Origin of the sequence: Gaiella occulta, from assembly GCF_003351045.1 — a bacterium.
GTDB lineage: Bacteria > Actinomycetota > Thermoleophilia > Gaiellales > Gaiellaceae > Gaiella > Gaiella occulta.
In genome coordinates this window covers 100,423-121,559 of sequence record NZ_QQZY01000003.1, presented here as the reverse complement: position 1 = coordinate 121,559, position 21,137 = coordinate 100,423, and the positions used below count along the sequence as shown (strand labels likewise).

The 21,137-nt window shown below is 71.9% G+C and carries 23 protein-coding genes; 11 read left to right on the top strand and 12 right to left on the bottom strand.

Annotated elements, in window-relative coordinates; all coding sequences use genetic code 11:
- Window positions 1–12: 12 nt before the first annotated feature.
- Entirely contained in the window at window positions 13–1,686 is a 1,674-nt protein-coding gene (locus Gocc_RS07520; protein ID WP_181813461.1) for an ABC transporter substrate-binding protein, read from the bottom strand.
- Between the two features lie 241 nt (window positions 1,687–1,927).
- Between Gocc_RS07520 and Gocc_RS07515 the strand changes: the two genes are divergently transcribed.
- The 6 genes from Gocc_RS07515 to Gocc_RS07490 are packed head-to-tail and all read left to right on the top strand — an operon-like array spanning window position 1,928 to window position 6,551.
- Complete coding sequence (locus Gocc_RS07515) at window positions 1,928–2,749, top strand: IclR family transcriptional regulator (RefSeq protein ID WP_114795932.1); 822 nt, start codon at window positions 1,928–1,930, stop codon at window positions 2,747–2,749.
- A gap of 33 nt (window positions 2,750–2,782) precedes the next feature.
- On the top strand, window positions 2,783–4,150 hold the full coding sequence (locus tag Gocc_RS07510) for an amidohydrolase family protein (protein WP_114795931.1): 1,368 nt from the start codon (window positions 2,783–2,785) through the stop codon (window positions 4,148–4,150).
- A gap of 35 nt (window positions 4,151–4,185) precedes the next feature.
- On the top strand, window positions 4,186–4,749 hold the full coding sequence (locus Gocc_RS07505; RefSeq protein WP_147281216.1) for a hypothetical protein: 564 nt from the start codon (window positions 4,186–4,188) through the stop codon (window positions 4,747–4,749).
- Complete coding sequence (locus tag Gocc_RS07500; protein WP_114795929.1) at window positions 4,746–5,714, top strand: NAD(P)H-quinone oxidoreductase; 969 nt, start codon at window positions 4,746–4,748, stop codon at window positions 5,712–5,714. The genes Gocc_RS07505 and Gocc_RS07500 overlap by 4 nt, the downstream gene beginning before the upstream one ends.
- 1 nt (window position 5,715) lies before the next feature.
- On the top strand, window positions 5,716–6,261 hold the full coding sequence (locus Gocc_RS07495) for a hypothetical protein (protein WP_114795928.1): 546 nt from the start codon (window positions 5,716–5,718) through the stop codon (window positions 6,259–6,261).
- A complete protein-coding gene (locus Gocc_RS07490; RefSeq protein WP_114795927.1) occupies window positions 6,258–6,551 on the top strand; it encodes a hypothetical protein in 294 nt (97 codons plus the stop codon). Before Gocc_RS07495 ends, Gocc_RS07490 begins: the two co-directional genes overlap by 4 nt.
- A gap of 1 nt (window position 6,552) precedes the next feature.
- Here the strand turns inward: Gocc_RS07490 and Gocc_RS07485 are convergent, their stop codons facing one another.
- Genes Gocc_RS07485 through Gocc_RS07475 form a run of 3 tightly spaced genes read right to left on the bottom strand, consistent with a single transcriptional unit; the run spans window position 6,553 to window position 9,421 of the window.
- Window positions 6,553–7,464 carry an NAD(P)-dependent oxidoreductase gene (locus tag Gocc_RS07485; RefSeq protein WP_114795926.1) on the bottom strand — a complete coding sequence of 304 codons (912 nt, stop codon included), beginning with the start codon at window positions 7,462–7,464 and terminating at the stop codon, window positions 6,553–6,555.
- Entirely contained in the window at window positions 7,461–8,651 is a 1,191-nt protein-coding gene (locus Gocc_RS07480; RefSeq protein WP_114795925.1) for a mandelate racemase/muconate lactonizing enzyme family protein, read from the bottom strand. The genes Gocc_RS07485 and Gocc_RS07480 overlap by 4 nt, the downstream gene beginning before the upstream one ends.
- Window positions 8,651–9,421, bottom strand: coding sequence for an SDR family NAD(P)-dependent oxidoreductase (locus tag Gocc_RS07475; RefSeq protein WP_114795924.1), 771 nt, complete (start codon window positions 9,419–9,421; stop codon window positions 8,651–8,653). Before Gocc_RS07475 ends, Gocc_RS07480 begins: the two co-directional genes overlap by 1 nt.
- A 72-nt stretch (window positions 9,422–9,493) precedes the next feature.
- Here Gocc_RS07475 and Gocc_RS07470 point away from each other — a divergent pair, with 72 nt between their 5' ends.
- Together Gocc_RS07470 and Gocc_RS16115 are read left to right on the top strand one after the other, a co-directional pair.
- Window positions 9,494–10,498: a Gfo/Idh/MocA family protein gene (locus tag Gocc_RS07470; RefSeq protein WP_114795923.1), complete on the top strand. Its 1,005-nt coding sequence runs from the start codon at window positions 9,494–9,496 to the stop codon at window positions 10,496–10,498.
- Window positions 10,495–11,595, top strand: coding sequence for a pyridoxal phosphate-dependent aminotransferase (locus tag Gocc_RS16115; protein ID WP_181813460.1), 1,101 nt, complete (start codon window positions 10,495–10,497; stop codon window positions 11,593–11,595). Before Gocc_RS07470 ends, Gocc_RS16115 begins: the two co-directional genes overlap by 4 nt.
- Here the strand turns inward: Gocc_RS16115 and Gocc_RS07460 are convergent.
- Entirely contained in the window at window positions 11,592–12,845 is a 1,254-nt protein-coding gene (locus tag Gocc_RS07460) for a Zn-dependent hydrolase (RefSeq protein ID WP_114795922.1), read from the bottom strand. The genes Gocc_RS16115 and Gocc_RS07460 overlap by 4 nt on opposite strands.
- Before the next feature lie 52 nt (window positions 12,846–12,897).
- On the opposite strand from Gocc_RS07460, the gene Gocc_RS07455 reads away from it, so the two are divergent.
- Window positions 12,898–13,827 carry a polysaccharide deacetylase family protein gene (locus Gocc_RS07455; RefSeq protein ID WP_220150508.1) on the top strand — a complete coding sequence of 310 codons (930 nt, stop codon included), beginning with the start codon at window positions 12,898–12,900 and terminating at the stop codon, window positions 13,825–13,827.
- A gap of 102 nt (window positions 13,828–13,929) precedes the next feature.
- Here Gocc_RS07455 and Gocc_RS07450 read toward each other — a convergent pair whose 3' ends face one another.
- From Gocc_RS07450 to Gocc_RS07425, 6 genes are read right to left on the bottom strand one after another with little or no spacing between them, the layout of a single operon-like run.
- Window positions 13,930–14,460, bottom strand: a complete 531-nt coding sequence (locus Gocc_RS07450) for a cysteine dioxygenase (protein WP_114795921.1) — start codon at window positions 14,458–14,460, stop codon at window positions 13,930–13,932.
- Complete coding sequence (locus Gocc_RS07445) at window positions 14,457–15,323, bottom strand: amidohydrolase family protein (RefSeq protein WP_114795920.1); 867 nt, start codon at window positions 15,321–15,323, stop codon at window positions 14,457–14,459. Before Gocc_RS07445 ends, Gocc_RS07450 begins: the two co-directional genes overlap by 4 nt.
- A complete protein-coding gene (locus tag Gocc_RS07440) occupies window positions 15,323–16,729 on the bottom strand; it encodes an aromatic amino acid lyase (protein ID WP_114795919.1) in 1,407 nt (468 codons plus the stop codon). The genes Gocc_RS07445 and Gocc_RS07440 overlap by 1 nt, the downstream gene beginning before the upstream one ends.
- Before the next feature lie 10 nt (window positions 16,730–16,739).
- The gene (locus tag Gocc_RS07435; RefSeq protein ID WP_114795918.1) at window positions 16,740–17,543 is read right to left on the bottom strand and encodes a metal ABC transporter permease; all 804 of its coding nucleotides are present in this window, start codon (window positions 17,541–17,543) and stop codon (window positions 16,740–16,742) included.
- A complete protein-coding gene (locus Gocc_RS07430) occupies window positions 17,536–18,255 on the bottom strand; it encodes a metal ABC transporter ATP-binding protein (RefSeq protein ID WP_114795917.1) in 720 nt (239 codons plus the stop codon). Before Gocc_RS07430 ends, Gocc_RS07435 begins: the two co-directional genes overlap by 8 nt.
- Entirely contained in the window at window positions 18,246–19,109 is an 864-nt protein-coding gene (locus Gocc_RS07425) for a metal ABC transporter substrate-binding protein (RefSeq protein WP_114795916.1), read from the bottom strand. The genes Gocc_RS07430 and Gocc_RS07425 overlap by 10 nt, the downstream gene beginning before the upstream one ends.
- Window positions 19,110–19,155: 46 nt before the next feature.
- On the opposite strand from Gocc_RS07425, the gene Gocc_RS07420 reads away from it, so the two are divergent.
- Window positions 19,156–19,605 carry a Fur family transcriptional regulator gene (locus Gocc_RS07420; RefSeq protein ID WP_220150507.1) on the top strand — a complete coding sequence of 150 codons (450 nt, stop codon included), beginning with the start codon at window positions 19,156–19,158 and terminating at the stop codon, window positions 19,603–19,605.
- Between the two features lie 78 nt (window positions 19,606–19,683).
- A complete protein-coding gene (locus Gocc_RS07415; protein WP_181813459.1) occupies window positions 19,684–20,322 on the top strand; it encodes a helix-turn-helix domain-containing protein in 639 nt (212 codons plus the stop codon).
- Here Gocc_RS07415 and Gocc_RS07410 read toward each other — a convergent pair.
- Window positions 20,319–21,137 carry a DUF2182 domain-containing protein gene (locus tag Gocc_RS07410; RefSeq protein ID WP_220150506.1) on the bottom strand — a complete coding sequence of 273 codons (819 nt, stop codon included), beginning with the start codon at window positions 21,135–21,137 and terminating at the stop codon, window positions 20,319–20,321. The genes Gocc_RS07415 and Gocc_RS07410 overlap by 4 nt on opposite strands.

The window sequence follows — 21,137 nt, the reverse complement described above, 5'->3', positions numbered from 1 at the left end:
GCGACAGGAGGTCTACGCCAGCGACGTCCGGCTCAGGTAGACCTGGCCGAGCGCGTCGGCCTTGTATCCCTTCACCTTCTTCGAGCCGGCGGCGAGGTAGTTGTAGAAGTACGGGAAGATCACAGGTGTGTCACGCAGCAGCGTGTCCTGGATCTGGCCCGCGAACTTCCGCTGGTCCGAGGCCGCGATCGCACCGAGGAACCTGTCGATCACGCGATCGAGCTTCGGGTTCTTGTACTGGGCGGCGTTCCACACGCCACGCGACTTGATCGCGGCTGTGAGGAACACGTTCGGCACCGAGCGATGGCCCCAGTCGGTGATGTTCATCGGGGTGTTCAGCCACGGAGTGTTCCCGTATCCGGTGGGCGGTCCATCCTGGGTACCGTCGAAGTACTGCGTCGCCGTCAGCAGGACGATCTTCATGTCGATCCCGATCGCCTTCACGGACCGCTGGATGATCTGTGCGAGCTGCGGGATCTCGCCCACCTTCTCCGTGGTGAGCGTGATCTTGAACCCACGTGGATAGCCGGCGGCGGCGAGCAGCGCCTTTGCCTTGGCGAGATTCTTGACCCTCTGCGGCACCTTCCGATTCGTCGACGGATACACCGGCGCGAACGGCGAGTCGTTGCCGATGTCGGCGAAGCCGTTGAAGAGCGTCTTGACGATCCCCGGCCGGTCGAGCGTCAGTGCGATCGCCTGCCGTACGCGACGATCCTTGAGCGGGTTGTTCAGGTTCACCCGCATCGGCACCTGTCGATGCGTGGCTCCTCGCGTCGAGAAGATCTGTACGTTCGGGTTGTTGAAGAGGGCGCGACCGGTCGCGAACTGCACCTGTCCGACCAGGTCGATCTGGTTTCCGAGCAATGCCGAGATGACAGCCGCGTCGTCGCTGTAGTACGTGGCGTCGACGCCGTCGAGCGGGGACTTCCCGCCCCACCAGCCGGGATTGCGGTCGTACTTCGCCCCGACACCCGGCGTGTACGAGGTGAGCCGGAACGCCCCCGTGACGGGCGAGATCTTCGTGTAGCTGCCGACCTTGTAGTCCTTTGGAAGGATGATCGCCTGGTAGGTCGTCGAGCTTGTGAGGTACGGGAAGCTCGCCGTCGGAGCGTCGAGCGTGAACTGCACCGTGAGGTTGTCGATCGCCTTGACGCCACCGGTGGAGAGCACCCCCTTGAACGCCGAGAGAGCTCCCGAGTCCGGCCCGACGAGGCGGTTGTAGGTAGCGACGACATCGTCGGCGCCGAACGCCTCACCGGTCTGGAACTTCACGTTCGGTCGCAGCTTGAACGTCCACACCGTCGCATTCGCGTTCGGCTTCCAGCTGAGCGCGAGCTCGGGCTGGAGTGTGAGCGTCTGCGTTGCCCGCGTGAGGAACTCTCCGGCGATGCCGGCCGTCTCGAGGCCACCCTGGTCGGCGAGTGTGTACGGCTCCACGTCCTTCGTGGGCGGCGGAATGATGCCCACACGCAGGCGGCCGCCCGCCTTCGCGGCGGCGGGGGCAGCGAACGCCAGCGGCGCATCGAGGGCGGCAAGCGCCGACCCGATCACGCCGACGGACAGGCCGAGCACCGTCGCCCGCTTGATGAACTCCTGGCGGTCCATGCCGCCCTCGGCGAACTCGTCGATCAGATCGTTCTCCAGGGGGCCAGCCTGGGAGAACCGATAGGCGTCGAGACGCCTCATCTCCTCGCGATCCATGCAACTCCCTCCCTTCATCGTGGAATCTTGACCCGCACCTGCTTGCGACGTGATCTGCGCACGGAAGTTGCGGCGCGAGACAGGCCGCGAACCGTTCTGTGGATGGACCAGTGTCCCATTCTAGGGCGCTTTATCCCACGTAGGGCGGGGTCTGGTCAAGCCCATTCGTTCTCGATCTGGACCGGCGTTCTCGACAGCGCCGACGAAGGGGACTATTCTCGGGCGCATGACGGTCGTCTCCCCTGTCTCGAGCGACCCGGCCGACGCCGTCGGGACGCGCTCGGCCTCGAGCGGCGTCCAGGCGACGCTGCGCGTCCTCGACCTGCTCGCGGCGCGCGGGCCGCTGCCGATGTCCGAGCTGGCACGGGAGCTCGACACCGCCAAGAGCACGATCCACCGCATTTGCACCGTCCTCCTCGACCGTGGCTGGGCGGTGCGCGACACCGAAGGGCGCTACGACCTCGGCATCCGCGCGTTGCGGCTCGGCTCGCGGTCCTCCGACCTGCCGATCGTGACGGCCTTCCGCACGGTCGCCGCGGAGTTCCTCGCACGCCACGACGAGACGCTCGCGCTCGCAGTGCTGGACGGCCGGGAGTCGCTCTTCATCGCCCTCGCCGAGACGTCCCACCCCGTGCGGCTCGTCACGCACGTCGGCTCGAAGACGCCCGCCTTTGCCTCGGCGAGCGGCCGCGTCGTGCTGGCGACGGCGCCGCCGGAGGACGTGCAGGCGCTCTTCGGCAACGGGCCGTTGGTGACACCCGCCGGACGGCGGCTGAACGGACTGCCCGAGCTCCACGCCATCCTCGCCGAGGTGCGCGAGCAGGGGTATGCGGAGAACTGGGAGGAGACGGCGATCGGTCTCTACGCCGCCTCGGTCCCTGTCGTCAACAACGCCGGTCAGACGATCGCCGCGCTCACGACCTGCATCCCCGTGTCGCGGATGTCGCCCGAGCGGCGACCGGCGATCGTCGGCGACCTCGTCGCGGCGGGCCGCGAGCTGTCGGAGCTGACCGGCTGGCTACCGAGCTTCGGCGCGCGCCGCCCGTAGGTGCCGGTCCCGTCGCCGCAGCGTAGGCCGACCGTGTTCGACCTCGTGATCCGGAACGGCCACGTCGTCGGCCCAGGGATCGACACCGTCATGGACGTCGCCGTCGACGGCGAGGTGATCGCCGCGATCGGGCACGGACTCCGTGGCCGGCGCGAGCTCGACGCCACCGGCCTGCTCGTCGTCCCGGGCGCCGTCGACGGGCACGTGCACATCCGCACCGAGCGAGCCGAGTGGTCGTACGACGACACGTTCCGGACAGGGTCGGTCGCCGCCGCGTTCGGCGGCGTCACCACGTTCCTCGACCAGGTGCAGGTGGAGCCCGGGGTTCGCCTCTGCGCCGCGCTCGCGGGGCGGCAGGGCGAGGCGCAAGGCGAGTGCCTCGTCGACTACGGCTTCCACGTCAACCCGCGCGAGCCGAGCCGCGAACGTATCGACGAGATCCCCGAAGTCGTGCAAGCGGGGGTCCCCACGATCAAGTTCTTCATGAGCTACGAGGGGTGGGCTCTCAGCGACGACCTCATCCTGCGCGGGATGCAGCACGTGGCGGCAGCCGGTGGGCTCGCGATCGTCCATGCCGAGAACAAGGCGGTGATCGAGGAGCTCGTCCGGCAACAGCTCGAGCTGGGGCGCTCCGGCCCGCAGTGGCATGCGGCGGCACGGCCGGCCTCGATGGAGGCGGAGGCGAGCCACCGCGCGCTCGCACTCGCCCGCCTGGCCGGGGCCCGCGTCCTCCTCTACCACGTCACGGCCGCGGAGAGCGTCGAGGAGCTACGCCGGGCGCGGCGGCACGGGGACGCCGCATTCGGCGAGGCATGCCTGCACTACCTCGTGCTGGACGAGTCGGCGATCCTCGACCCGGTCACGGGACCGGCGTTCGAGGTGAGCCCACCGCTCCGGGACGCAGGGCACCGCGACGCGCTGTGGAGAGCCCTCGCCGACGGCACCCTGGACGTGGTCTCGACCGACCACGGCCCGCGCCGGCGGGTCCGCGACGCGGCAGGTGAGCTCGTCCCTCCTCCCGGGACGAGCGGGATCGAGGTCCGCCTCGCGCTCGTGCACGACCTCGGCGTCCGCACCGGCCTCCTCTCGCTGCAGCGGTGGGTCGAGGTCTGCTGCACCCGTCCCGCCGACGTGTTCGGGCTTCCCACCAAGGGGCGGCTGCTGCCCGGGCTCGACGCCGACATCGTCCTGTTCGACCCCGACCGCGAGGTGATGCTGTCGGCGCCCGCGCTGCACTCGCACGTCGACCACTCGACGTACGAGGGAATGCGCGTGCGCGGTTTCCCCGTGACGACGATCAGCCGCGGCGAGATCGTGGTCGAGGACGGCACCCTCGCCGCGGAACCGGGTCGAGGGAGGCTCGCCCCACGCGGATGGAGGCCGCCCGGCCGCATCGGGTGACGGCAGCGCCTGTCCCTGATCTCGGGTGCGGTGACGTGACGCAACTCCGCCTCGCTCTCGCCTGCTCGGCGCTCGCGGCGGGTGTCTCGCACGCGAACCTCGCAGTGGCGCTGCCGCTCACCGTCCTCGCCGGAGGGGGCGGAGCGTTCCTCGCAGGGATGCTGATCGGCACGAATACGATCGCCTTCTCGCTCGGGGCGCTGCTTGCCGTGCCGCTCCGCCGCGCCGAGTCGGGCGTCGCACTCGGGCTCGCGGCCATGGCCGCGGGCAAGCTGGTGCTACCCCTACCGACACACACGGCCTGGCTCTACCTGGCGTTCACCGTGGCGGCTGCGTTCTTCGGCAGCGGCGTGTGGCCCGTCGTCGTGGGCGGGGCGCTCGCACGCGTCTCGCCGGCCGAGCGCCCCGACCTGACGATCGTGTGGAACGGCCGCGAGTACCTTGTCATCGCGGCGACCACCGCCGCTGGGAGCTACCTCCTCGAGGCGGCCTCCCGCCCCGCCTCGATGCTCTTCCTCGCGGCGGCCCTGCTGGCCGGTGCCGCCGCGGCAGCGCTCGCCGCCCTGCGGGCGCCCGTCTACGCTGTGGGAACTGCATGAGAGCCATCGTGTTCACAGGGGCGGGCGGCAACGAGGTGGTCGCCCTCGAGGAGCGGGACGATCCCGTCCCCACGGGCGACGACGTGCTCGTCTCGGTGCGCTACGCGGCCCTGAACCCGGCCGACCTGGCCCAGCGGGCCGGCCGCTATCCGGCTCCTCCCGGGGCACCGGCCGACGTGCCGGGCATCGAGGTCTCCGGCACGGTGGCCGCGTGCGGGCCGACGGCGCGCCGGTTCGCGCTCGGCGACCGCGTCTTCGGCATCGTCGGCGGCGGCGGCCTCGCCGACCGCGTGCTCGTGCACGAGCGCCACGTCGCCCCGGTGCCCGACCGGCTCGACGACCTCGCCGCCGCGGCCGTGCCCGAAGTGTTCGTCACCGCCCACGACGCCGTCATGTCGCAGGCGGCGCTGCGCCCCGGTGAGCTCCTGGCCGTCAACGGCGCCAACGGCGGCGTCGGCACGGCCGCCGTCCAGATCGCCTCGACTGCGGGAGCGCGCGTGCTCGCGACGGTGCGACAGGAGGACCTGCGGGCGCGGGTCGCCGCTCTCGGCGCGGACGTCGTCGCCCCCGCCGACTTCGTCGAGAGCGCCCGCGCCGCAGGCGGCGCCGACGTCGTGCTCGAGCTCGTCGGCGCGCCGAACCTCGACCCCGACCTGGACGCCCTCGCTGTGAAGGGGCGGGTCGTGATCGTGGGCACAGGGGCGGGCACCGAAGCACCGCTCGACCTGCGCAAGCTGATGGGCCGTCGCGCGCACGTCATGGGCACCGTCCTGCGCGCCCGGCCGCTCGAGGAGAAGGCCGCCGCCGTACAGGCGTTCGCCCGCGAGGTCGTGCCGCACCTTGCCTCGGGCCGGATCGTCCCGCTCGTCGACCGGGTCTTCCCGGCGGGGGAGGCCGCGGCTGCGTTCGACCGGCTCCAGGCGCCGGGCAAGCTCGGCAAGGTCCTGCTCGACTTCGGGAGCTGAGATGGCGCACGTCGCGTTCCTCGCGCACTGCCTCCTCAACCAGAACGCGAAGACGCTCGGCGGCGCGAAGACACCGGCGATGTGGGATCCCGTGATCGACCTGCTCGTCGAGCGCGGCTGGGTGATCCGCCAGATGCCGTGCCCCGAGCTCGCCTTCGGCGGCGTGCGGCGCTTCTGGTGGGTGCGCGAGCAGGCGGATACGCCCCTTTTCCGCGCCCACTGTCGGCGCCTTGCGCGGACGGTGGCCGCGACGATGGAGCCGCACGTGTCGGCGGGCGACGACGTCGTCATGATCGGCGTCGACTCGAGCCCGACGATGGGGGTCTCGTACCAGCCGTCCTCGAGCACGTGGGGCGGCGAGCCGAATATCGGCGCGGACGACACGCAGTTCGTGGACGGCGAGGGAATCTTCCTCGAGGAGCTCGCCGCCGAGCTCGCCGACCGCGGGCTGCCGATGCCGCGTCGCACGGGGATCCGGCACTGGTTCCCCGACTACGACCCGGAGGAGGAGCGCGCCCGCCTCGTCGCCCTCCTCGACGGCCCGTGACGACGACCGACCCGCGATCGGAGAAGGTCGCCGTCGTCGCCGACGCTCTCCTGCTGGGGAGCCTCGCGACGCTGCGGGCGCGCGGGTACGGCGTCATGCAGCTGCCGCCGTCCGAGGTGTCGCAGGAGACGGCCGACGCATGGATCGTGCAGACCGCCGAGCAGGTCGCCGAGTACCGGCGCAGCGGCTACGAGGTCGTGCTCCTCGACGACGGCTCGTGGGCAGGGCCGCTGACGGCTGCCCTCGCGTCGCACGGCGTCGAGCCGCTGCCCGCGGCCGATCTGGGCTGAGCTACTGCAGCGCCGCGGGGAACCCGGGCGCCCGCAGGTCGGTCTGCAGCTCGTCCTCGAGCAGCTTGACGATCATCGTCGACCACGCGTGGCCGCCATAGGCCTCGCGGCCACGGGCGAAGATCCGCTCGACGTGCGTGGCGAGCTCGAGGGGGACGCCGAGCTCGTCCCCCAGCTCGTGGGCGAAGCCGAGATCCTTCACCGCCAGGTCCATGGTGAAGCCGATGTCGTAGCTGCCGTTGAGGATGAGCTGGCTCTCGGTCTCGTGCACGAAGCTGTTCCCCGAGCTCGCCTTGATCACCTCGTAGCACTGGGCGAGGTCGAGTCCCGCGCGCCGGGCGAGCATGAGCGCTTCGCCCGCCGCGACGAGGTGGACGAACGCGAGCATGTTCGTGATCACCTTGATCACCGAGGCGCTGCCGAGCGGCCCGACGTGGAAGACGGCGCCGCCGACCGTGTCGAACAGGGACTGGTGGGCGCGGAGGGCTTCCTCGTCGCCGCCGACGAGCACCGTGATCTCCCCCTCCGCAGCTTTGTGCACGCCACCGGTGACGGGCGCCTCGAGCGTTACGACGCCGCGCTCGGCGAGCAGCGCGGCGAGACGCAGCAGCTCGTGGCGGTCGTTCGTGCTCATGTCGATCCAGACGGCCCCCGCGCGCATGCCTTCCACGAGGCCGTCAGGCCCGGATACCACCTCCGTGACCGCGCGCTGGGAGGGCAGGCAGGTGATGACGCAGTCGCTCGCGGCCGCGGTCTCACGGGGCGTGCCGGCCCAGGTCGCGCCCGCGTCGACCAGCGGCTGCGCCGCGGCGCGGTCGCGATCGTGCACGACGAGCGGGTATCCGGCATGCAGGATGCTGCGCGCCAGATGCGCACCGAGATGGCCGACCCCGACGAAGCCGACGCGGGTCACGGCTCCGGCTCGCCCGACACCATTTCGAGGTGGAGGGCATCCTCGTCGTACGGATGACGCAGCGCCACCTCCTCGTCCAGCTCGACGCCCAGACCGGGCGCGGCCGGCGGGAGCACGTAGCCACCCTCCCACACGATCGGCTTCTTCAGGATCTCGGCGTGGAAGCCGCCCCACGTGTGGATCCCCTCCAGCATGAGGAAGTTCGGCACGCAGAGGCTGAGCTGGATGTTGGCGGCGCCGACGACCGGGCCGCAGTAGAGATGCGGCGCGATCGAGGCGTAGTGGGCCTCGGCGAGCGCGGCGATCTTCCGCCCCTCGAGCAGGCCGCCGGATCGACCGAGGTTGAGCTGCAGGATCGACGCCGCCCCGGTCGCGAGGACGCGCGCGAACTCGTACTTCGTCGTCAGCCGCTCTCCGGTCGCGATCGGGATCGAGGTGCCGCGCGCGACCCGCGCCATCTCCTCGGGCGACTCGGGCGGCGTCGGCTCCTCGAGCCAGAGGGGGTCGTAGGGCTCGAGCCGCTTCGCGAGCCGAATCGCTCCGGACGAGGTGAGCTGCCCGTGGGTGCCGACGAGCAGGTCACAGCGGTCGCCGACCGCGTCGCGCACCTGCCGAACGTAGCGCTCCGTCCGCTCGAGCGCCTCGAGCGACGGCTGGCGCGGATCGAAGGTCGCGTAGTCGCCGAGCGGGTCGAACTTGACCGCTGTGAACCCCTGCTCCACGTACTCGACGGCGCGCTGCGCGGCGGTGTCCGGGTCGCGGTACACGTCGGCCGTGTCGCCGTCGGCCGGGTAGAGATAGCTGTACGAGCGCAGCCTGTCGCGCACCCTGCCGCCGAGGAGCGCATGCACGGGGCGGTCGAGCTCCTTGCCGACGATGTCCCAGCACGCCATCTCGATACCGCTGAGCACGGCGACGAGGGAGACGTCGGGCCGCTGCGTGTAGCCGCGCGAGTAGACGTCACGCCAGAGCTGCTCGATCCGCCCTGGGTCGGCGCCGATCACGTGGCGCCCGCACACGTCCTCGACCATGCGCGCGACGGTGTGAGCGCCGAACGTCGCGGCGTACACCTCCCCCACGCCCTCCACGCCCGCGTCCGTGACCAGCTTCAGGAATACGAAGTAGCGGCCGCCGTACGAGGGCGGCGGGTTGCCGACCACGAACGTCTTCGCGTCGACGATCTTCATCAGTAGGCCATCCAGCCGCCGTCGACGAGGAGGTTGATGCCGCTCACGTAGCCCGCGTCGTCGGAGGCGAGGAAGAGCGCGGCCCCCGCCACGTCCTCCGGGCGGCCGAGCCGGTGGAACGGCGTACGGGCATGTGAGTACTCGAGCAGCTCGGAACGCATGCCCGCCGGATTGCCCGTGAGGATCTTGCCCGGGGCGACGGCGTTGACGAGGACGCCGAGACGGCCGAAGTCGACTGCGACCTGGTGGACGAAGTTGACGACACCTCCCTTGCTCGCCGCGTAGGCGACGTGCCCGGGCGGGCCGACCATCCCGTGCTGGGACGAGATGATGACGACGCGGCCGCGCACCTCGCCGATCGGCTCCTGGACGAGCATCTCGCCGACCGCGCGCTTCGTGCCGAGAAACGTGCCGCGCAGGTTGACGGCCATGATCGCGTCCCAGTCCTCCTCGGTCGTCTCGAGCAGCCCTTTCGACCACCTGCCGGCGACACCGGCGTTGCAGACCATCACGTCAAGCCGGCCGTAGCGGTCGACCGCCGACGTGACGAGGCGGTCCACGTCGTCCCAGCGTGAGGCGTCCGTCTCGACGAAGTGGCCGCGTTCGCCGAGGATCTCGGCGATCTCCGCACCTCCCTCGACCGGGTCGCGCCTCACGTCGCCGACGACCACGTGAGCGCCCTCGTCCGCGAAGCGGACGGCGATCGCGCGGCCGAGGCCCGACGCTCCGCCCGTCACGACGGTGACTCTTCCGGTGAGCCGCGCCGACATCCTGCGTACCCTACGGAGATGGCGCGCGCCGCGTCGTGACGGCCGCCGCCCGCATCCCCGTAGAGTAGGCCGATGCGCGGCGAGGCACTGCGGGTCGGGGTCATCGGCACCGGCTGGATAGCGACGGATCACATCCTCGTGCTGCGCAAGCTCGACCACGAGGTCGTCGCCGTCTGCGACGTCGACCGCGCGCGCGCCGAGAAGGCCGCGCCCGACGGGGCGGCGGTGTACGAGGACTGGCGGCAGCTGCTCGACGGGGAGACGCTGGACGCAGCCTGGGTGGCGACGCCGCCGCTGCACCACCGCGACGCTGCCGTCGCGGCGATGGAGCGCGGGCTGCCGGTCTTTCTGGAGAAGCCCGTGGCGCGCACCCTCGAGGACGCGCGAGCGGTCGTGGAGACGTGGGAGCAGACGGGCACCGTGTGCGCGATCGGCTACCAGTGGCATGCGACCGAAGGGCTGGAGACGCTGCGCGCGGAGCTGGACGGCCAGCAGGTGGCGCTCCTCTACGGGGTCAGCGTGGGGCCGACTGCGGCGCGCCCTTGGTTCCTCGACCGCTGCGGCGGCGGCGGGAACGTCCTCGAGCGCGGCAGCCACCAGATCGACCTCATGCGCGCCGTCGCCGGCGACGTCGCCCGCGTGCAGGCGACCGCGTCGGACGTGAAGCTCGCGCAGCGCGAGACGGCGGCCGGGGACATCGAGGACGCGGCGACGCTCGTGCTGCAGTTCGAGAGCGGCGCCGTCGGGACGATCGTGCTCGCGTGGACCCGGCCGGGGCAGCCCGGCTCCTACTCGCTCGACGTCGTCGCATCCGAGGCGACCTTGCGGCTGAAGCTCGATCCGGCGTTCCAGGTCACCGGGCAGGTCGGCGGTCGCCGGGTGAAGGCCCGGATGACGACCCATCCCTTCGAGCGGGCGATCGCGCGGTTCGTCGAGGCGGTCGGCGCCGGGGATCCGACCCGGGTGTTCTGCACGCCGCGGGACGCGATGGGCACCCTGGCGACGGCGCTCGCGTGCGAGCGCTCGCTGCTCGAGGACGGCAGGACCGTCGAGCTCTCCGAGCTCCTGGGCCGTTGACCAAGCGCTCCTCGCGCGGTCTCGCCGGCTATCTCGTGCCCGCCGCGCGAGATCTGCCCTCGAACGCCTCCTATCTCGCCCACCTCGCCGTCTCGGACGGCGACGACACGCTCGTTCGCCTCGCGTCGAACGAGAACACCGAGCCTCCATCGCCCCGCGTGCGGGCAGCGCTCGAGCGCGCGTATCTCGACGCCAACCTCTCGCCTCCGCCCGTGCCTCCGCTCAGGCGCGCGCTTGCCGGGCGCTACGGGGTCGAGCCCGACCAGGTGCTCGTCACCGCCGGCTCCACCGAGGTGATCGACGCCACCCTGCGCACGTTCGTCCGCGCCGGGGACGAGGTCGTCATCCCGCGCCCGTCGTGGCCTGTCTGCCACCGTCGTCTGCAGGCGCTCGAGGCACGCATCGTCGAGGTGCCGCTCGACTCGGACGACGAGAGTTGGCGCTACGACGCCGATCGCATGCTCGCCGCGATCACACCCGCTACCAAGCTCGTGGTCGTCTGCACGCCCAACAACCCCACCGGCAACGCGATGAGCCTCGACGGCGTGCGACGCATCGCCGATACCGGCATTCCCTTCCTCGTCGACGCCGCCTACGCCGACTTCGATCTCAACATCGACCTGACGGGGCTCGCCCACGAGTACGACAACGTCGTCCTCACGCGCACGTTCTCGAAGGCGTACTCCCTCGCCGGCCTGCGCATCGGCTACGCCGTCGGCAACGCCGAGACGCTCGACTACGTCGACCGCTTCCTCGTGCCCGGAAGCTCGGTCAGCTCCGCCTCGCTGCGCGCCGGGCTCGCCGCGCTCGAGGACGACGCCTACCACGATCATCAGGTCGACCGGATCGTCGGCGAACGCGAACGACTCCTTCCTGCCCTGCGCGCACTCGGGCTGCGTACGTGGGCGTCGAAGTGCAACTTCGTCTCGGTCGACGCCTCCGGGTTCGACGGCGGCGCCGAGGGCCTCGCCGGCGCCATCCTCACGCACGGCGTCGTCGTGCGGCCCCTCCATGACCTCGTCCGTATCAGCATCGGCCGCGGCGAGGAGAACGACGCCCTGCTCGCCGCCGTCGCCGCGGTCGTGGGTCGCGGCTAGATGATCGATCCGTTCTGGAGAGAGCGCGCCAGCACGACAGTCGCACCGAGGAGGACGTTGGCGCCGTTGACGCAGTCCTTCCAGGCGGTGTGCTCGGTCGGGTCGTGACTGACTCCGCCGAGCGACGGGACGAACACCATGCCGCTCGGCGTCACACGCGCGAGCGCCTGCGCGTCGTGTCCCGCGCCCGACGGTAGCTCCATCGTGCTCAGGCCGAGCGCGCCGGCGGCATCCGTGAACGCTGCACGCACGCGCTCGTCCGTCCGCGCCGGATCCCAGCGGCCGGCACGCTGCACGTCTACCTCGAGGCCCCATTGGTCGGCAGCGACCTTGGCGCGGACGGCAAGCGCGTGCTCCAGGGCATCGAGCTCCGCCGCGTCGAGGGAGCGACACTCCATCCGTAGCCGCGCCCTGCCGGGAACGACGTTGAACGATCCCGGCTCGATGGCGATGTCACCCACGGTCGCGACGCAGCCCGGAAAATCGCGCGTCACCGTCTCGCGCACGCCCAGCACGAACGCAGCCGCGCCGAGCGCCGCATCCCGGCGGGCGTCCATCGGCGTCGTACCCGCATGGCGTGCGTCACCCTCGAAGACGATGAGGAAGGAGCTCGACCCGATGATGCCCGTCACGATCCCGATGGCCGTGTCGGCCCGCTCGAGCACCGGCCCTTGCTCGATGTGCAGTTCGAGAAAGCCTGCCAGCGACGCCGGATCTCGACGCGCCGACAGCAGGTCATGTTCGCTGAGCCCCACCCGTTCGAGCTCGGCGAGCAGCAGATCGCGACCGCCACGCGGGGCGGCGAGGATCTCTGCTGACAGCTCACCCGTGAGCGCCCAGCTGCCGAGCGTCCCGATGAGCGTGCCTTCCTCGTCGGTGAAGTCCACCGCCTCGAGCGCGAGCGGCAGCTCGAGCCCGGCATCCTGCACGGAGCGCAGCACCTCGAGCGCGCAGAGAACGCCGAGCGCGCCGTCGTAGCGGCCACCACGGCGCACCGAGTCGAGGTGCGAGCCGAGCATCAGCGTGCGCGCCTCCGGGTCTCGGGCAGGCAGGACAACGGAGTGATTCGCGGCCGAGTCGACACGGGTCGCGAGACCGGCTGCACGGCCACGCTCCAAGAACCAGGCACGCGCCTCGAAATGAGCATCCGAGAACGTCGTACGTGCTACACCGCCCTCGGGCGTACCGCCGATCTCCGCGAGAGCTTCGAAGTCGGCACGCATGCGATCGGAGTCGACGCGAAGCACCATCGGTCGATCCTATAGTTGGCTCCATGAGCCCCGCAGATGCACGGAGCGCCGCTTGATCCCCGACCAGGTGCGCGAGCGCGATCTCGTCGGCTACGGGCCGAACCCGCCGGCCTTCGCTTGGCCGGACGGTGCCAAGGTCGTGGTCAACATGGTGCTCGTCTACGAGGAGGGCTCCGAATCCTCGGTCATCTGGGGCGACAACCGCAACGAAGGCTGGGGCGAGTACCCAGACCCCGGCGTGCAACCGCCGCAGCGCGACCGCGGCACCGAGGCGCATTACGAGTACGGCAGCCGCGCCGGTGTCTGGCGGCTTGCGCGCATCTTCGACGCGGCCCGGATCCCGGTCACCGTCTCGGCCGCGGCCGTCGCGCTCGAGCTCAACCCGGCAGTGCCCGCCTGGATGCGAGAGCACGGCCACGATCTCATGGGTCACGGCTGGCGCTGGATCCCGCTGTGGGGGATGACCCGGGACGAAGAGCGCGAGCATCTGCACCGCGCGATCGAGACGTACGAGCGCGTGCTCGGGCAGCGGCCGCTCGGCTGGAACTGCCCGTCATGGCCCAGCGAGGCGACGCGCGAGCTTCTCGTCGAGGAGGGCGGCTTCATCTACGACTCGGACGGCTGCGCCGACGACATTCCCTACTACGCGCGCTGCGGGAGCGAGCCGTTCCTCGTCGTTCCGTATTCGAAGACGTACAACGACAGCCGCTTCCTGATGAGCCCGGGCTTCTCGAGCCCGCGCGACTTTCTCGACACGCTCACGACCGGTCTCGACGAGCTGGTCCACGAGGGGCGCGCGGCGATGATGACCGTCGCGATGCATGCCCGCTGGAGCGGCCAGGCGGCACGGGCCGCGGTGGTGCGTGCCTTCATCGAGCACGCGAGGAGCACTCCGGGTGTTGCCTTCATGCGACGTGTCGATATCGCACGCTGGTGGCTCGAGCAGTACCCACCGGAGCTTGCCGACCACGCACGAGGGTAGGACAAACGGATCTGCGCCCGCCCGGCTCGGCGGGACGCTGCTCGCCTACGAGGAGATCCTGGCGCGCTTCTTCGCCCTGGCGGGAGTCCCGCTGCGCCGGGGTCAGGCGACGCCGAGCAGCTCGTCCGCGTAGGTCATCGCGACCCTCCGCATGACGCCGTTCTCGTCGGGCTCGTAGTGGCCCATGCGCCACAGCGCCGGCGAGTAGCAGTGCACCGACACGGCAGGCTCGCCCGCCGCGTGACGGACGCCGTGGATGTAGGTCGAGTCGAAGTCGAACGCGCCGCCGGTCTCGTGGCGGTTCGTCCGCTCGCGGATCCAGCCGTCCTCGCCGCGCTGGAAGAAGTCCTCGAACAGTGCCCCCTGGCACACGTACACCGCTCCCTGCGAGCGGTCGTGGTCGTGGTAGCCCGTGTCCTGGCCGTCCATCCAGCAGATCAGCCAGACGTCGACGTTCGGGTCACGGTAGAGCTGCAGGTAGTGGCGCTCGTCGGTGCGGACGCGCACGTGGTCGCGCCACAGGCCCTCCTCCCGGCCGACCGCGGCGGCCAGGCGCGCGAGGGAGGGGCGGTCGAGGTCGGCATCGGCGGTGAGCCGGTCGGCGAGCCAGGTGGCGATGTCGATGTGGGTCATGGCAGGAGTCTGGTCGGATTGTCGCAGGTGATCAGACGTTCGACAGATTCGCCGAAACCCCTTATCGCGCGCAAGGTCGGGGCGGGATCGACGATCGGCACGTCGCTGCCGTAGACGATCTGCTCGACGCCGAAGGTCTCGATGCAGAGCTCGAGCGCACGGCGGCCGTACGAGGCGCTGTCGAAGTGGACGTTGCGGTGCAGCGCCGAGCGCACCTGCGGCCCGCGCGAGGCGAGGCGCTCGAGCTGGAACGGCGCACCGCCGGCGAGGATCGCGAACACGACCGGGACGTCGGGCCAGCGCTCCTGCCCGCCCGACAGCCAGCGCAGGTAGGCGGCCTGCATCTGCGCCGTGTAGAGGGTGAGCGCGCCCCACCACGGGGGCGATCCCGGCGGCACCGGCCCGCCGGACGGATGCACGAACAGGAAGCCGCTGCGGGCCCGCAGCGACGCGAGCACCGGCGCGAGCGCCTCGAGAGCGTCGAGCGCGTCGGAGCCGACGCACGTGCCGACGAAGCCGGGCCGCACCGGGCCGCCGGCCGCGAGCGCGGCGATGCGCCCGCCCGTGGCGGAGACGATCTCCGCGATCCCCTCCTCCCAGGCGCTCACGAGCTCGGACCGCTCGCCCGGGGCGAGCCCCTCGTGGCCGAAGGTGGGCTGCAGCGAGACCACCGCGACGTCGACGCCGGCGCGGTCGAGCGCAGCCAGCCGCGCCTCGACGTCGTGCTCCCCCGGGTCGAACGGAAACGCGCCCTCGCCGACGTGCAGCGTCGACCCCGCGATCCGCGGCGGCAGGGATCGACGCCGCAGCGCCGCCTGGAACGACGGCGGCAGCAGGTGCTGGTGCACGTCGACGAACGCCATCAGCCGTCGAGCCCTCCGGAGCGCACGAGCGCGGCGAGCGGCTCCAGATCGGGCAGCGCGTCGCCCTCGCCGACGAAGGGGACGAGCGAGCGCACCCGCGCGTGCAGGCGGGCGCTGCCGGCGCCGAGACGGTGGCCGCGGAGATCGCACGCCTGCGCTGCGAGGAGCAGCTCGACGGCGACGACGCGGGCCCCCAGCTCGACCATCTCGGCGAGCCGCCGCGACGCGAGCGGCGCCATCGTCGCGCGATCCTCGATGCCCTCGGCCTGCGTGGTGGAGACGAGCTCGAACGAGACGGGCTGCGCGAGCAGCCGCGCCTCCGACGCGAATGCCTGCACCGCGATGCCCAGCTCGCTGAGCGCGCTCTCGGCGAGACCGGACCGGGCGCCGAGCCCCTCCGTGAGCCCCGTCAGCGGCGCTTGCAGCAGCTTCACCGCCCGCTCCGCCGCCGTCGACAGCGCCGGCGCCAGCGCGAGGCGCGCGAGGTCGAGCGCCGTTGCGAGCGGCTGGATCTCGAAGTTCCCGACCGAGATCACCCGCTCCTGTGCCACGAGCACGAGAGGGTTCGACTGCGCGGCGTTGAGCTCGATCTCGAGCTGGGCGCGCACGAACGCGAGCGCGTCGCGGGCGGCGCCGTTGACCTGCGGCAGCGTGCGGAAGCTGAGCGGGTCCTGCAGGTTGCGCGCCTTCGCGCCGCTGCCCTCGAGAAGGGCGCCGACACGCTCGAGCGAGACGCGCAGGCCCGGGTACGGTCGCACCTCGGCGACGGCCGGGTGGAGGGCGTCGCGGTTGGCGGCGAGCGCCTCGAAGTCGAGCGCCCCGGCGAGGTCGAGGGCGTCCACGAGCGAGAGCGCGTCGTAGAGCGCGAGCGCCCCGGAGCCGGTCGAGAACGCGTTCTGGTTGATGAGGGCGATCGCTTCTCCCTGGGAGAGCGGGGTGTCGCCGAGCAGCCCTTCCGCCAGGTCGGCCATCGCGGCGAGATCGGCCTGCCCGACCGAGCCGAGCAGGCGCACGCGCGGGAGCCGGTCGGCGTTGAGCGCCTCGACGACGAGCAGCGCGAGCTCGGGTCGCGCGGTGGTCGTGCCCGCGGCGAGCGCGTTCGCGAGCCGCAACGCCGTGGCGCGCACGACGTCGCGTGGCGCCTCCGGCCCCTGCGCGATCAGATGCTGGCGCACGAGCAGCCGGTCGTGCCCGCTCGCTTCGACGGCGAACGCCTTGCGCACCCCGACCCCGGTGGTGACGCCGTAGGCCGCGCGGCCGTCGCAGACGGCGCGCTCGGCAACCGCGCGCGCCGCGCGCATGCGATCGATCGCGGCCGGATCGAGATCCACGCGCGCCCCGCCGCGGGCGACGCGAACGACGTCGTCGAGGCCGAGGGCGTGGCCGGTCAGCGTCACGGCGGTCACTGCCGGCCGATCATCCCACGCGGCGCGCGACGGCGTTCCCGCCTGCGCACGCGAGGAAGGCGCCCGCCGCGACGAGCACGATCGTTCCGCCGGGCGGAAGGTCCGCGTAGTAGGCGATCGTGAGTCCGGCGAGCACGGAGCCGACACCGATCGCCATCGCGAGGGCGAGCGTGGAGCGCAGGCTCCAGGCGACGCGGTTGGCGGCGATCACGGGCAGCACCATCAGCGCCGCGACGAGGAGGATGCCGACGATGCGCATCGAGACGGCGACGGTGAGCGCGGCGAGCACCGCGACGACGACGTTGAGGCGGGTGACGGGCACGCCGGCGACACGGCTCCCCTCCTCGTCGAGCACCGAGGCGACGAGCCCGCGGTAGAGGAGAGCGACCGCGGCGAGCGCGCCGGCACCGAGCACGAGCACCGTCCACAGATCGGCGCGCGTGACGGTGAGGATGGAGCCGAACAGATACTGGAACAGGTTCACGTTCAACGCTCCCGCGCTCGACACGAGCACGACCCCGGCGGCGATGCCGGTGTAGAAGACGACCGCGAGCGCCTGGTCGCCGGCGGCGCCGCCGCGCGTGCGCAGCCACTCGATCGCGAGCGCCCCGAGCACCGCTGCGGCAAGCGCCGTGACGACCGGCGAGACGCCGAGGAGGTACCCGGCCGCGACCCCGGCGAACGCGACGTGGCCGAGTCCGTCGCCGACGAGCGAGGCGCGCCGCTCGACGAGGAAGAAGCCGACGGCCGGCGCGAGCAGGCCCACGACCGCGCCGATCGCGAACGCCAGCCGCATGAACTCGAGATCAAGCATGGACGTGCGAGGGGTCGTGCCACACGCCGGGGAGCTCGCCGGGAGGGCCGTCGAAGACGACGCCGCCGCGCACGAGCACGATCCGCCCGACGACGCGCTCGACGGCGCCGAACTCGTGCGAGACGTAGAGGATCGTGACGCCGAGCTCGTTGCGCAGCTCGTCGAGGAGCGCGCCGAGCGACTCCTGCGACTCGGCGTCGACGCCGGTGGTGGGCTCGTCGAGGGCGAGCAGCGCGGGCTCCACCGCGAGCGCCTTCGCGATCAGCGCCCGCTGCTGCATCCCGCCCGACAGCGTCCGCAGCGGCGCGTCGGCGCGGCCGCCGAGCCCGACGCGCTCGATCGAGCGGGCGACGATCTCCCGGTCGGCGCGGCGCAGCGGCCCCCATATGCCTGCCGCCGCGAGCCGGCCGGCGGACACGATCTCGCGCACCGTCACGGGTGCCTCGCCGCTGGGACGCGAGCGCTGCGGGAGGTAGCCGATGCGGTGCCGTCGCACCGCGCGCCCCGGCGCCTCGCCGAAGACGCGCACCGAGCCGGTCGACGGCCGCTCGAGCCCGAGCACGAGTCGCAGCAGCGACGTCTTGCCGCCGCCGTTCGGCCCCGCGACGGCGACGAACTCGCCGCGCGCCACCGACAGGGTCACGTCCTCGAGCACGTGAACGCCCGGGCGGTAGGCGAACGAGACGTGGTCGAGCTCGACCGCTAGCGACATCCGAGCGCCTTGCGCAACGCGGCGAGATTCTCGCGCATGACGGAGAAGTAGTCCTTTCCCGCCGCTACCTCGTCCGGCGCGAGCCCTTCGAGCGGATCGAGCACGGCGGTGCGCACACCGGCCGCGCGCGCCACCGTCTGCGCGAGCTTCGGCGAGACGAGCGGCTCGAAGAACACCGTCGTCGAGCCGCTGCGCTCGACGGTTCGCACGAGGCGCTCGAGCGCCTGCGCCGACGGCTCGGACTCGGGCGACAGGCCTTCGAGCGGCACCTGTTCGAGGCGGTAGCGCCGCGCGAGGTAGCCGAAGGCCGCGTGGCTCGTCACGATCTGCCGGCGGGCGCACGTGCGCAGCCCTGCCCGGAAGGCGGCATCGAGGTCGTCGAGCCTGCGCGCGAACGCGGCCGCGCGCTGCCTGCGGCCGAGACTGCCGCCGATCGCGCGGGCCATCGTGCGATAGCGCAGCGGATCGAGCCAGACGTGCGGGTCGAGCGCGGCGCCGCCCCCCGCTCCCCGGAACGGCGCGAGACCCGGGAGGGCGAGAAGGTCGACGGACGGGTCGGCGCGGCTCTCGAGCGCCTGCTCGAGAGCGGGCATGAAGCCGCCGCCGAGGTAGAAGACGACGTCCGCGTCGCGTACGTCCCTCACGTCCCCGGGTGTCAGCTCGCGATCGTGCGGCTCGGCGCCTGCGGGAGTGAGGTTGCGCACGTGCACGGCGCCGCCGCCGATCTCGGAGGCCGCGAACGCGAGCGGGTAGAAGGCGGCGACGACGGTCGTGCCGGAGCGACCGGCGCCGCCGCAACCTGCGAGCACGACCGTGCCTGCGAGCGCCGCGAGCATGAGAACGATTCTCGTCATCGACGACGAGCGTAGCACGTCTATGAGAATGGCTATCATTCACACGGTGGCGACGACACCTTCCGAGATGCCGACCGGGTGGAGCGGGTACGCCCTCGACGTGCTCCGCCAGGTGGGGCTGCGCAACGGCGGCGCGCGGCGCAGCGTCGTCGAGCATCTCGGCGCCCAGCAGTGCTGCCGGTCGGCGCAGGAGATCTTCGACGGGATCCGCGCCGGCGGCGCCAGGGTCGGCATCGCCAGCGTCTACCGCGTGCTCGATCAGCTCGTCGAGCTGCGCCTGGCGCAGCGCGTCGACGTCGGCGACGGCATCACGCGCTTCGAGCCTGCACACGCGGACGGCCACCACCACCATCTCGTATGCGACGACTGCGGCAAGGTCGAGCCGTTCTCCGACGCCGGCCTCGAGCGCGCCCTCGAGCGCGTGGCGGGCAGGCTCGGCTACGCGATCGACGCGCACGAGGTCGTGCTCCACGGCGCCTGCGGCACCTGCCGCTGACACGGCTCTCCGACCGGCGACCCTGTCGCCTGCCTCGCCGGCTGCGATAGGGTCGGGCCTGGGAAAGGGGGTTTGTCTGTGGGCCGTCACAGGGCGAAACCCGAACAGGCCGGCGCCGATGTCCTCGGCGGCCGGATTCGCCAACTGCGAGTCGCGCGTGGGCTGACGCTGAAGGAGCTCGGCCACCGCTCGGGGCTGTCGCATGCCTTCCTGAGCCAGGTGGAGCGCGGGCTCGCGCGACCGAGCGTGTCGACGCTCACCGATATCGCGGGCGCCCTCGGCATCGGCGTCGCCACCCTCGTCTCGCAGACGTCCACCGGGTTCGCGCGACTCGTGCGCGGGGCGACGGCACCGCGGGTCGTCGTCGGTCCGAGCGCGGATACCGTCGCCGTGCGCGCGCTCACCGGGGCGGACGCCCTCATGAAGGTGACCGAGAGCGTCGGCCACTTCCCGTGTTCCGAGAGAATGGCGCATGCGGGCGAGGAGGTCGTCTACGTGCTCGAAGGCGCCGTCGAGGTGACCGTGAACGGCAACGCCTTCGTGCTCGGGCCGGGCGACGTGCTCAACTTCGACTGCTCGGTCGAGCACACCTACCGCTCGCTCGACGGCGTGCCGCCGCGCTTTCTCGTCATCGCGGCCGACCCGGGCCAGTACGCGAGCCCGATCGACGAGAGCGTCTACGAGTACCGCCAGGCCTCGGGCCGCGAACGCGACTAGGAAGGCGGCGCCGGCGGCATGCCGCTCATCTGCATCCCCGGCGCGGGCTCTGTCAGGCCGGGGACGCTGCCGGGGGCCAGCGCGACCCAGAGGCCGAGGGCGACGAGCACGAGCGCCAGCGCCCGGGACACCCTGTCGCCGCCCGGCAGCACCTTCTCGGCGAACACGATCGTCGCGACGAGCGCCATCCACGTGATGCTCATCACGCCGACGGCGAAGAGGACGAGCATCAGCCCGACGCAGCAGCCGACGCAGGTGGCACCGTGCCGGACACCCATCCGCAGCGCGCCGAGCATGCCCTCGCGCCAGCCGTGCAGGACGACGTGGAACGGACTGCGACAGTGGCGCAGGCACACCCGCTTGAGCGGGGTGAGTTGGTAGACGCCGGCGAGGGCGATCGCCGCGCCCGCCACGAGCGGCCCGCCGCTGTCCCACGCGAGGAACGGCAGGTCGGCGGCGCGAACGAGGCGGTCGAGCCCGTAGGCGAGGATGCCGTAGCCCGTCCAGAGGATCAGGTAGCCGGCGACGAACACCGCTGTCGAGGCGCCCGGCCGGCGGGCAGAGCCGCGCGCGACGCGGGCATGGAGCAGCACCATCGGCGTGAGCGACGGCAGCATCATCGCGGCCATCATCGTCACCCAGATGCCGAGATACCAGCCCATCGACCCGAGCGCGCTGCCCGGGCCCGCATCCATGCCGCGCATCCGCAGGCCGACGGTGACCCAGGCGGCAAGCGCGCCGCCGAGGAGCGCCGCCGCGACGACGCGGGGGCGCGGCGCGCCGAGAGCACGTCGTGGCGCGAGCCCGTCCAACAC